Annotated in this window: 11 protein-coding genes; 7 read left to right on the forward strand and 4 right to left on the reverse strand. The window is 55.3% G+C overall.

Features of this window, described 5'->3' with window-relative positions; translation table 11 throughout:
* Nucleotides 1-169 precede the first annotated feature (169 nt).
* Nucleotides 170-1,837: an energy-dependent translational throttle protein EttA gene (gene ettA, locus CNE01S_RS03485; protein ID WP_045781279.1), complete on the reverse strand. Its 1,668-nt coding sequence runs from the start codon at nucleotides 1,835-1,837 to the stop codon at nucleotides 170-172.
* Nucleotides 1,838-2,079: 242 nt separating this feature from the next.
* Between ettA and sltY the strand changes: the two genes are divergently transcribed.
* A complete protein-coding gene (gene sltY, locus CNE01S_RS03490; protein ID WP_061273492.1) occupies nucleotides 2,080-4,014 on the forward strand; it encodes a murein transglycosylase in 1,935 nt (644 codons plus the stop codon).
* 55 nt (nucleotides 4,015-4,069) lie between these two features.
* On the forward strand, nucleotides 4,070-4,408 hold the full coding sequence (gene trpR, locus CNE01S_RS03495) for a trp operon repressor (protein WP_061273494.1): 339 nt from the start codon (nucleotides 4,070-4,072) through the stop codon (nucleotides 4,406-4,408).
* Between the two features lie 4 nt (nucleotides 4,409-4,412).
* Here the strand turns inward: trpR and yjjX are convergent, their stop codons facing one another.
* On the reverse strand, nucleotides 4,413-4,931 hold the full coding sequence (gene yjjX / locus CNE01S_RS03500; protein ID WP_061273496.1) for an inosine/xanthosine triphosphatase: 519 nt from the start codon (nucleotides 4,929-4,931) through the stop codon (nucleotides 4,413-4,415).
* Nucleotides 4,932-4,983: 52 nt separating this feature from the next.
* On the opposite strand from yjjX, the gene gpmB reads away from it, so the two are divergent.
* Nucleotides 4,984-5,631 carry a 2,3-diphosphoglycerate-dependent phosphoglycerate mutase GpmB gene (gene gpmB / locus CNE01S_RS03505; RefSeq protein ID WP_061273498.1) on the forward strand — a complete coding sequence of 216 codons (648 nt, stop codon included), beginning with the start codon at nucleotides 4,984-4,986 and terminating at the stop codon, nucleotides 5,629-5,631.
* On the opposite strand, the gene robA is transcribed toward gpmB, so the two are convergent.
* The gene (robA, locus tag CNE01S_RS03510) at nucleotides 5,628-6,497 is read right to left on the reverse strand and encodes an MDR efflux pump AcrAB transcriptional activator RobA (protein WP_061273500.1); all 870 of its coding nucleotides are present in this window, start codon (nucleotides 6,495-6,497) and stop codon (nucleotides 5,628-5,630) included. The genes gpmB and robA overlap by 4 nt on opposite strands.
* Before the next feature lie 211 nt (nucleotides 6,498-6,708).
* Between robA and creA the strand changes: the two genes are divergently transcribed.
* A complete protein-coding gene (gene creA / locus CNE01S_RS03515; RefSeq protein ID WP_008460116.1) occupies nucleotides 6,709-7,182 on the forward strand; it encodes a protein CreA in 474 nt (157 codons plus the stop codon).
* 143 nt (nucleotides 7,183-7,325) lie between these two features.
* Entirely contained in the window at nucleotides 7,326-8,228 is a 903-nt protein-coding gene (locus tag CNE01S_RS03520) for a LysR substrate-binding domain-containing protein (protein WP_061273741.1), read from the forward strand.
* 129 nt (nucleotides 8,229-8,357) lie between these two features.
* Here CNE01S_RS03520 and CNE01S_RS24275 read toward each other — a convergent pair whose 3' ends face one another.
* Nucleotides 8,358-8,657, reverse strand: coding sequence for a CBU_0592 family membrane protein (locus CNE01S_RS24275; RefSeq protein WP_072279094.1), 300 nt, complete (start codon nucleotides 8,655-8,657; stop codon nucleotides 8,358-8,360).
* Nucleotides 8,658-8,849: 192 nt separating this feature from the next.
* Here CNE01S_RS24275 and CNE01S_RS03525 point away from each other — a divergent pair, with 192 nt between their 5' ends.
* Both CNE01S_RS03525 and CNE01S_RS03530 read left to right on the forward strand, forming a co-directional pair.
* Nucleotides 8,850-10,439 carry an ABC transporter substrate-binding protein gene (locus tag CNE01S_RS03525; RefSeq protein ID WP_061273502.1) on the forward strand — a complete coding sequence of 530 codons (1,590 nt, stop codon included), beginning with the start codon at nucleotides 8,850-8,852 and terminating at the stop codon, nucleotides 10,437-10,439.
* Nucleotides 10,439-11,386 (forward strand): ABC transporter permease, encoded by a 948-nt coding sequence (locus tag CNE01S_RS03530; RefSeq protein ID WP_061273504.1) that lies wholly within the window; start codon nucleotides 10,439-10,441, stop codon nucleotides 11,384-11,386. The genes CNE01S_RS03525 and CNE01S_RS03530 overlap by 1 nt, the downstream gene beginning before the upstream one ends.

Raw genomic sequence — 11,386 nt, forward strand, 5'->3', positions numbered from 1 at the left:
CGTTCACCGTGTTCGGAACATGCAGGGGAAACAGATCTATGGGTGAACGGAATAACTACGGAGAGAAAGATATCTCACGAGGGATTTGCAAGAAACGTGTAACTAAGAAACAGCCCCCATGGACCGGGAGCTAGCCATAAAAAAGGCACCGTGAAGGTGCCTTTTGCATTTACTTGGTAACGCGCTTGTACTTGATGCGTTTTGGCTCCAGAGCATCTGAACCCAGGGTACGCTTCTTGTACTCTTCGTATTCGGTAAAGTTACCTTCGAAGAATTCGACTTTACCTTCATCCTGGTAGTCCAGAATGTGGGTCGCGATACGGTCAAGGAACCAGCGGTCGTGCGAGATAACCATCGCACATCCCGGGAACTCCAGCAGGGCGTTTTCCAGCGCGCGCAGGGTTTCGATATCCAGGTCGTTGGTTGGTTCATCGAGCAACAGAACGTTACCGCCAACCTGCAGCAGTTTCGCCAGGTGCAGACGACCACGCTCACCGCCGGACAGCTCGCCCACGCGTTTGCCCTGGTCGACGCCTTTGAAGTTAAAGCGGCCGACGTAGGCACGGCTTGGCATTTCGGTGTTACCGATACGCATAATGTCCTGGCCGCCGGAAACTTCTTCCCACACGGTTTTGCTGTTGTCCATAGCGTCACGGAACTGGTCCACGGAGGCCAGCTTCACGGTTTCACCGAGGGTGATAGAACCGCTGTCAGGCTGTTCCTGACCGGACATCATGCGGAACAGGGTGGATTTACCCGCGCCGTTCGGACCGATGATGCCGACGATAGCGCCTTTCGGTACGGAGAAGCTCAGATCGTCAATCAGCAGGCGGTCGCCGTAGGATTTACGCAGGTTACTAACTTCCACCACTTTATCCCCCAGGCGTGCGCCAGGTGGAATAAACAGTTCGTTGGTTTCGTTACGTTTCTGGTATTCGGTGTTGTTCAACTCTTCGAAGCGTGCCAGACGGGCCTTGCCCTTAGACTGACGGCCTTTAGCGCCCTGACGAACCCACTCCAGCTCTTTCTCAATGGATTTGCGGCGAGCGGCTTCCGTTGAGGCTTCCTGCGCCAGACGCTGGTCTTTCTGCTCCAGCCAGGAGGAGTAGTTGCCTTCCCATGGAATACCTTCCCCACGGTCAAGCTCGAGGATCCAGCCGGCGACGTTGTCGAGGAAGTAACGGTCGTGGGTGATCGCCACAACGGTCCCTTCGAAGTCGTGCAGGAAGCGTTCCAGCCACGCCACGGATTCTGCATCCAGGTGGTTGGTTGGTTCGTCGAGCAGCAACATGTCTGGTTTTTCCAGCAGCAGGCGGCACAGCGCAACGCGGCGACGTTCACCCCCGGACAGCTTCTCGATTTTTGCATCCCAGTCCGGCAGGCGCAGGGCATCAGCGGCGCGCTCCAGCTGCACGTTCAGGTTATGGCCGTCGTGCGCCTGGATAATTTCTTCATACTTGCCTTGCTGCGCGGCCAGCTTGTCGAAGTCCGCGTCCGGCTCGGCGTACTTGGCGTAGACTTCGTCCAGGCCTTTCAGCGCGTTAACCACTTCGGAAACGGCTTCTTCTACGGACTCACGTACGGTGTGTTCCGGGTTCAGCTTAGGTTCCTGCGGAAGGTAGCCGATCTTGATGCCAGGTTGAGGACGGGCTTCGCCTTCGATATCGGTATCGATGCCGGCCATGATGCGCAGCAGGGTGGATTTACCGGCACCGTTCAGACCCAGCACGCCGATTTTGGCGCCAGGGAAGAAGCTGAGCGAAATATTTTTCAGAATATGTCGTTTCGGCGGGACAACTTTGCCGACACGATGCATGGTATAAACGAATTGAGCCACAGTGCGACTTTGCCTCTTTTATCGTGATGTAAGATGGTACATAACAAAGGCGAAGTGTAGCGGTTTTCACGGTCTAATCCCAGCGGGGTATCGTGCTTCTGCCGCGCATGGCGCCTTTATACGTTTAATGACCAAAATATCCCTCCCGGACGTGGCGTATTGTGTCTCCCCTGGTTAGCATGAATGCATTCGCTTATTGCAGCGCAGGCATGATGCCGTCAGCAAAATAATGAGGAGAAGGTGTGGTAAAAGCCAAACAAGTCGTATGGCAGTTGCTTGCCGCAGGCGTTAGCCTGGTGATGTTAAACGGCGCGGTACGTGCGGATTCTCTCGATGAGCAGCGCAACCGTTACGCGCAAATCAAACAAGCCTGGGATAACAAGCAAATGGACGTGGTGCAGCAGCTGATGCCCACGCTGCAAACCTATCCCCTTTATCCTTATCTCGAATACCGTCAGCTCACCGACGACCTGATGAACGAGCCGACCGTCGCGGTGACCCAGTTTATCCAGGCGAATCCAACCCTGCCTCCGGCGCGCACCCTAAGCTCCCGCTTTGTTAACGAGCTGGCAAGGCGCCAGGACTGGCGAGGTCTGCTGGCCTTTAGCCCCGAGCCGCCAGCCACTAACGAAGCAAAATGTAATTACTACTATGCCAAGTGGAATACCGGGCAAGCGGATGCCGCCTGGGCCGGTGCGAAAGAACTTTGGCTGACGGGAAAGAGCCAGCCATCGAGCTGTGATGCTCTGTTTTCGGCGTGGCGGGCCTCTGGCACGCAGGATCCGCTGGCTTACCTTGAGCGCATCCGCTTGGCGATGAAAGAGGGGAATACCTCGCTGGTGAACGCGCTTGCGAACCAGATGCCAGCGGAATATCAGACCATTTCCAGTGCCCTGGTCAGCCTGCAAAATAACCCCAGCACGGTGCTGACCTTCGCCAATACGGTGGGCGCAACGGATTTCACTCGTCAGGCGGCCGCTATCGCCTTTGCAAGCGTTGCCCGTCAGGATGTAGAAAATGCGCGTCTGATGATTCCTTCCTTGGCCCAGGCGCAGAAGCTGACCGAGGAGCAGGTGCAGGAATTGCGTGACGTTGTGGCCTGGCGATTGATGGGCAGCGACGTGACGGATGAACAGGCTCGCTGGCGGGATGACGCTATTATGCGCTCCCAGTCTACCTCGTTGATTGAGCGGCGTGTGCGCATGGCGCTGGGTGCCGGAGACCGTACAGGACTGAATACCTGGCTGGCGCGTTTGCCGATGGAAGCCAAAGAGAAAGACGAATGGCGCTACTGGCAGGCTGATTTACTGCTTGAGCGGGGGCGTGAAGACGAAGCGAAAGGCATACTTCGTGCCCTGATGCAGCAGCGAGGTTTTTACCCGATGGTCGCCGCACAGCGGCTTGGGGAAGAGTATCCCCTGCGCGTGGATAAAGCTGAACCTGTGAACCCGGAGCTGGTACAGGGGCCTGAAATGGCCCGCGTCCGCGAGCTGATGTACTGGAATATGGACAACACGGCGCGTAGTGAATGGGCTAATCTGGTCACCAGCCGCAGCAAGCAGGAGCAAGCCGGGCTGGCGCGCTATGCATTTGAGCAGGACTGGTGGGATCTTAGCGTGCAGGCAACGATTGCCGGCAAGCTGTGGGATAACCTGGAAGAGCGCTTCCCGCTGGCTTATAAAGGCACCTTTGCCCGCTACGTGAGCGGCAAAACTGTGCCACAAAGTTATGCCATGGCGATTGCCCGCCAGGAAAGTGCCTGGAATCCGAAGGTACGCTCTCCAGTGGGGGCAAGCGGCCTGATGCAAATCATGCCGGGCACCGCTACCCATACTGTGAAGATGTTCAGCATTCCAGGCTACAGCAGTCCGGTGCAGCTTCTGGATCCGGACACCAACATCAATATCGGTACCAGCTACCTGCAGTACGTGTTCCAGCAGTTTGAGAACAACCGTATCTTTGCTTCCGCCGCCTATAACGCCGGGCCAGGGCGCGTGCGGACCTGGCTTGGGAACAGCGCAGGGCGGATTGACGCCATCGCGTTCGTGGAAAGTATTCCGTTCTCAGAGACGCGCGGCTATGTGAAAAACGTGCTGGCCTACGATGCCTATTATCGCTATTTCATGGGGCAGCCTGACAAAATCCTGTCGGACAGCGAATGGCAGCGACGTTACTGATTGCGCGAAGAGTATGTTATGCTGCCGTACTAGTTAAAGAGTATGGTGGCCTGACATGACTCAGCTCTCTCAGTATTCGGCAGAACAGGCCGAACAAAGTAATAAAGAGTGGCTCCGCTTTGTGGGGCTGTTGCAGCAAGCTTTTGGGCAGGAGCTTCACATGCCTTTGCTGACGCTGCTGCTAACGCCGGATGAACGTACTGCGTTAGGTACGCGGGTACGGATAATCGAAGAGTTACTGCGCGGTGAGCTTAGCCAGCGTGAGCTGAAGAACGAACTGGGCGCGGGTATTGCAACCATTACCCGCGGCTCCAACAGCCTGAAGGCCGCGCCGACCGAGCTGCGTGAATGGCTTGAAAAAGAGCTGCTGCAGGGCGGAAAGCCAACCCGCTAATGCGCTACCGGCCGTAAATCTCGTTATGAAACGGGCTTAGCGCCAGAATCACCGCCTGATGGTAAACGCTGCTCCGCGTGAGCTTTCCGGCGGTGAACACCCCAATCGCTCCCTCTTTACGCCCAATCTGATCGATACCCGTATAGTCCGACATCACCGGCCCCAGGGCGTTTCCGGCGCTGACTTTCTGCAGAATAATTTCCGGCAATGGCAGGGTAGCGGAACGGGCTTCACCGCGCTGCTGACGGTTCTCAATCACCACCCAGCTGAAGGTGCTACCTTCATCGATTCCGGCCTCAATGGCGACCCAAAAGTCGGCATCTGGTCTGATCTCCCGGGCATTTGCTACCCGGCACCGTGCGCCAGTTCGCGTTTCCTGACAGCCGTTGGGCTGCTCCGGCACGCCACTATCGACGACCACGGGCTCAATATGGCAGGATCCTTCACCATAAATCTCGCTAAACGCCTGCAGAATCGCCTGAATTTTGGCGGGATTGGTTGTTGCAGCTACGACATGGTTCATAATAAGTCAGAACTCTCGATATTTCGTGACCGGAGTATAACGGAAAAAACGCATGTTACAGGTATACCTTGTTCGTCATGGCGAAACGCAGTGGAATGCTGAGCGCCGCATTCAGGGGCAGTCAGACAGCGCGCTGACTGAAAACGGAGAACGTCAGGCCTGGCAAGTGGCCGAACGAGCCAGAGCCCTTGGCATCACCCACATCATCAGCAGCGATTTAGGCCGTACTCGCCGCACCGCAGAGATAATCGCCGAAGCCTGCGGCTGCGAGATTATCCTGGATTCGCGCCTGCGTGAGCTCAACATGGGCGTGCTTGAACGCCGTAAAATGGACTCTCTGACCGAAGAGGAAGAGAGCTGGCGACGTCGCCTGGTGGACGGCACCCCGGACGGGCGTATTCCTGAAGGCGAAAGCATGCTGGAGCTGAGCAACCGTATGCACGAAGCCCTGAACGCCTGCCGGGAACTGCCGGCCGGAAGCCGACCATTGCTGGTGAGTCATGGTATGGCGCTGGGTGGGTTGGTGAGTACGATTCTTGGCTTACCGGCATGGGCTGAACGTCGCTTGCGTCTGCGCAACTGTTCGATTTCCCGTGTGGATTATCAGCACAGCCCGTGGCTGGCGTCTGGGTGGGTGGTTGAAACAGCAGGAGACATCTCGCATCTTGATGCTCCTGCTCTGGATGAGATCCAGCGTTAACGACGAACCGGGATCAGGTATTCACAGCGGATATGCATCGGCACATCCTGTTCCCGCGTTTCATCCTGAGGATAGAAACGTTCGATGTCCTGACCTTTACGACGGGTCAGGTTGAGCGATGGCATACAGGTGCCATAAACCGTCAGGATAAAGTCCTGCAGCCCGGTGCCCAGCCCTTCATAGTTAAACTGTACATAATCCCCCCCTTCCAGCACCACCGGATGCGAGTCCGGCAGGAAACCATTCGCCAGCTCAGGCGTAAGCGCCGTGGTGTAGAAGACTTCCTGCTCATCGTCTTTTTCCGAGCTTGGACGAGGTTCATGCAGGCCGTACAGCACTCGCGGAATCGTCGGTGAGTTGCCGAGGAACTGTGTCCAGAACTGGATGCGCATCTCATTGCGGAAGTCGGAGATTTGTTCCAGCGTGCAGCTGTAGCTTTGCGTCACCCCAACCAGATGCGTTTCCGGCATCGTGATGAAGTGGGCCTGCGGTGGCGTAAATTCGCCGAGACGCAGCGGCGGGCGCATGCCAAAAGCGCTCCAGTCCGGCGAGCGACGATAGAGCGCCGGTGTTTGAGCAAACTGCTTTTTAAACGCACGGGTAAACGTCTGCTGCGAGTCAAATCGGTACTGAAGCGCAATGTCCAGAATAGGGCGCGCAGTCAGGCGCAGAGCAACGGCGGATTTGGAGAGTCGGCGGGCGCGAATATAGGCACCAATTGCGTGCCCGGTAACCTCTTTAAACATCCGTTGTAAATGCCACTTGGAATAACCTGCCTTTGCCGCCACATTATCAAGGGCGAGAGGCTGGTCGAGGTGGCCCTCCAGCCAGCTAAGAAGATCGCGAATGATCCCAGCCTGATCCATAAAATATCCTCATCCATACAAGCGAATGCCTGTTTACTAAGGTAGCGGATGATAGCATTTTTGTACTTTATGCATTCACCGTTTTTATTTAACAAGTTGTGCCAAATTTGCCGATTATGGAGGCAGGTTTTGCTAATAATGTGATATTCAACGACTTTTTGTCCGATTGTTGAATAGTCCCGTAGGGTAATTTTTAAACAATGGTAACAATATGAAATATAAAGCTTTAGCACTTTGCAGTGCGCTTCTGGCCGTGAGCTACGGCGCGAGCGCGGAGCAGATCGGATCGGTGGATACCGTGTTTAAAGTCTTTGGCCCCGATCACAAGATTGTAGTCGAAGCATTTGACGATCCTGATGTGAAGAATGTGACTTGTTATATCAGCCGTGCAAAAACCGGGGGCATTAAGGGCGGCCTCGGATTAGCGGAAGACACGTCTGATGCGGCAATTTCCTGCCAGCAGGTAGGCCCGGTTGAACTCAGCGACAAGATAAAAGCGGGTAAAGCACAGGGGGATGTCGTCTTCCAGAAGCGAACGTCGCTGGTGTTTAAAAAGCTGCAAGTGGTGCGTTTCTATGATGCGAAGCGTAATGCGCTGGCCTATCTTGCCTACTCTGACCGCGTTGTTGAAGGTTCGCCGAAGAACGCCATCAGCGCGGTGCCGATTATTCCGTGGAGTAAATAATCGTCTCTCCTGCCGTTGAACGGATGCGCCCACGCGTGACCGGCATGAGAAGCCTGATGTATTTCTGATGCATCAGGCTTGTCAGTTCTTACCTTCCTTATTAGTGTGTTATGACCGTGCCGTTGCCTTTTAAGGCTTCTTTGATGCAGATCGAGCCTCTACCGCCCCTTAATACCCTTATCGCCTTCGAATGTGTGGCCCGCTATGGCAACATTTCTCGTGCGGCGGAAGAGCTTAACCTGACGCAAAGCGCCACCAGCCGGCAAATCCTGCAGCTGGAAGAGATGCTCGGCTGCAAACTTTTTACCCGCACCCAGCGGCGAGTGCTGCTTACGCCACGCGGTGAAGCTTACGCGGAGCGGGTCAGGCAGCAGCTGGCTGCACTGTCGCATGCCACGGCGGAAGTGATGGGCTGGACCGGGCTGCCACAGGTGACCATCGCCTGTACCAGCGCTATGAGCTCGCTTTGGCTGTCGTCGCGCCTTTCGGCGCTACATCGTGAGCTGCCGGATTTACAGATTCGCATGAAAATCACCGACAACTTCTCCGAACTGCGCTCATCGGAATTTGATCTGGCTATTTTTTACCTGCGGAGCGTGCCCATCGGCTTTCACGCCACGCCGCTCTTCGATGAAGTCTGCTACCCCATGTGCTCCCCGGCGTTTCTCTCACGCATTGGTTCAGACGCCCCGGCGGAAGCGCTGCTGCAGCACACGCTGCTGATTCAGGACGATCCGCAGCGGGAGTGGACCGGGTGGAGCGACTGGTTTGCCTCGCAGAATGTTTTGAGCTTTGTGCCACGGCAAACCTGGCGAGCCAATAACTACCCGTTTTTGGTGGAGACGGCGGTCCGCGGCGACGGGATATTACTCGGCTGGGAAGGGCTAGTGCAGGATTATCTTAACCGGGGTGAACTTGTTGCGGCGCACTCTGGAAAGCTGGCGGCCGCCAGTAAATGTTTCCTGCTTATCCCACAGGATCGCTATATGAAGCCGGTTGTTCGTCATGTGATGAGCTGGCTTCAGCGACAGCCGTTGGTGGAATAAGCAGAAAATAGATGTAAATCACAAAAGACGATTATTTTATTATTTGGGTCATCAATAAATTATCTGCATATTTTATTAGCCATAACGTTTTCTTATGTAACGTAGCGAGAAATAATCGATGCATTACTTTTAATCCTTTGGTTTATTTATTGTCTCTAAATCCAGAGGCGGTATTTTATTTTTTAACTCGCCCCGGCGACGATAAGAAGTATGCATACCTATAAGCGTGAAAACCAGCCACATCGACTGTGATATTACTGACGCTAAATTAAAATCATGGCTGAGAGAATACAGCCCGCCCACGCAGCCTGCGATGTTAAGACAGGCGTAACCATTTGAATCTATTGATAGCCTTCGCATTTGAACCAGCGCGTATGCCAGCAGGTAACAAAACACGCCAATTAAACCTACAAGGGTATGTAGTTCCACTTTTTCTTTCCTGATGTGACTCCGTGAACGGGAAATTATCTTTTTTGCCGTGGTTCTGCCGTGCATTTTTTTCATAGTCTGATACGAAAAACTCATGCCTCAGTGTTTAGCTGTTTTGATATAAATCATAAATAGATGTGCTATGGCATCTGGCCGGTGGTCAGACAAACAAATAATAACGGAGAAAAATAAATGAAAGACGATCGTTCAGACGAAAACAAATACCTGCAAGGCGTGAGCATGAGCCGCCGTTCATTTATCAATACGGCGGCGCTGATTGGCGTGGGCAGTGCTTTATCGCTGTCGCCGCTGGCGGGTTTTGCAGCCGAAGCGACGCCTAAAAAAGGTGGCGTGCTGAAACTGGGCATGTCTGGCGGCAATACCAGCGACTCTCTGGATCCCACGCTCTTTAGCGACTGGGTGCCGCTTAACCAGGCGTATATGTTGATGAACGGCCTGGTGGAAATCGATGAGAATAACCAGGCCACGCCGGAACTGCTGGAAAGCTGGGAAGCTAAGCCGGGCGCGCAGGAGTGGACCTTTAAAGTGCGCCAGGGCGTGACCTTCCACAACGGTAAGGCTCTTACCGTGGAAGACATTCTTTACTCGATTAATCTCCACCGTGGCGACCAGTCACGCAGCGCCATTAAAACGCAGCTGGCGGCTATCAAAGAGCTGAAGAAGAGCGGCGAGAACGAAATTACCCTGACGCTGGACAGCGGCAACGCCGACTTGCCCTTCCTGCTGGCGGACTACCACCTCGTAGTGGTGCCGGACGGCTTTACCGACTGGAAACATCCGATTGGCACCGGTGGCTTCGTCTTTGATCAGTACCAGCCGGGCGTGCGCTCCTACTTCAAGCGCAACCCGAATTACTGGAAACCTAACCGTGCTTTTGTTGATGCCGTTGAGGTGTTGGTTATCAACGATGCGACCGCGCGCACCAACGCCCTTATCTCGGGCCAGGTGCATGCCATCAACCGCGTTGACTTTAAAACCGTTGATTTCCTGAAGCGCAGTCCGGCGCTGAACATCGTGCGTGCGGCCGGCGGGCAGCATTTCACCTTCCTGATGGATTGCCGCGTGGCACCGTTCAACAACAATGATGTTCGTACGGCGATTAAATACGGCATCGATCGTGAAAAATTACTGGCTACCGTGCTTCGGGGTTACGGCACGCTCGGCAACGATCACCCCATTCCGAAAACCGATCGCTTCTTCAATAAAAGCCTGGAGCAGCGCGCCTACGATCCTGACAAAGCGAAGTTCTTCCTGAAAAAAGCCGGGCTGAGTGCGCTGCCGCTTGAACTGTCGTCATCTGATGCTGCCTTTGCCGGGGCGCTGGACGCCGCCGCATTGTTCCAGGGTGAAGCCGCCGCGGCCGGGATCCAGGTCAGCATCAAACGCCAGCCGGCAGACAGCTACTGGGATGACGTCTGGATGAAAGCGCCGTTTAGCATGGGCTACTGGGGCGGGCGTCCAACTGCGGATCAGATGTTCTCCACCGCCTGGCAGTCCACGGCGAAATGGAACGATACCCACTGGAAAAACGACAAGTTCGACAGCCTGCTGATCCAGGCGCGATCGCTGCTGGACGATCAAAAACGTGCGGAAATTTATGGCGAGCTGCAAAGCATTGCCCGGGATGACGGCGGGGCGATGATCCCGCTGTTTGGTGACTATCTGGATGCCACCAGCAAAAAAGTCGGCGGCGTGAAACCTCATCCGCTGTTCAACTTTATGGGTGGCCGCCTGGCTGAACGCGTCTGGCTGGAGTCGTAATGAAAAAACAGATCCTTCATCGCTTATTGCTGGGCGTGCTGACGCTGTGGCTGGTTTCGGTGCTGATCTTCGTCGGCACTGAGCTGTTACCTGGCGACGTGGCGAGCGCCATCCTGGGCCAGAACGGCACGCCTGAAACCATTGCCGCGCTGCGTCTGCAGCTTGGTCTGGATCAGCCTGCAGTTTATCGCTATCTGCACTGGTTGTCTGGCGTGCTGCACGGTGACCTGGGCACTTCGCTTGCCAATAACCAGCCTATCGGTGCAGAGCTGCTGCCTCGCCTGGCGAACACACTGTTCCTTGCTGCTTATGCCGCCCTGATTGCGATTCCGTTAGCGGTGGTGCTGGGCATTGCCTCTGCGGTATGGCGCGGGTCCTGGTTTGACCGTCTGGCGAATACGCTGACGCTGATGAGCATTTCGGTGCCGGAGTTTTTCGTGGGCTACGTGCTGGTAATCTTCTTTGCCATTCGTCTGGCCTGGTTCCCCAGCCTCGCGCTGGTCGACCCGGATGCCAGCCTTCTCGACAGGCTCTATGCCTGCACGTTGCCAATGCTGACGCTGGTGCTGGTGGTGCTGGCGCACATGCTGCGCATGACGCGCGCTTCAGTCGGCGCGGTGATGTCCAGCAGCTATATCGAAACGGCGCTGCTAAAAGGGCTTTCCCGCTGGCGTATTGTGCTCAGCCACGCGCTGCCTAACGCGCTGGCGCCGATCATCAACGTGATTGCTTTTAACCTGGCGTACCTGGTGGTAGGCGTCATCCTGGTTGAGGTGGTCTTTGTTTATCCTGGCATCGGGCAACTGATGGTAGATGCGGTGACAAAACGAGATTTACCGGTCGTGCAGGCCTGCGGATTGCTGTTTGGCGGGACGTATATCCTGCTGAATACGACGGCAGATCTGCTGGCTATCTGGTGTAACCCACGACTGCGACATGCGAGGTAG

Origin of the sequence: Cedecea neteri NBRC 105707 = ATCC 33855 (assembly GCF_001571265.1) — a bacterium.
GTDB lineage: Bacteria > Pseudomonadota > Gammaproteobacteria > Enterobacterales > Enterobacteriaceae > Cedecea > Cedecea neteri.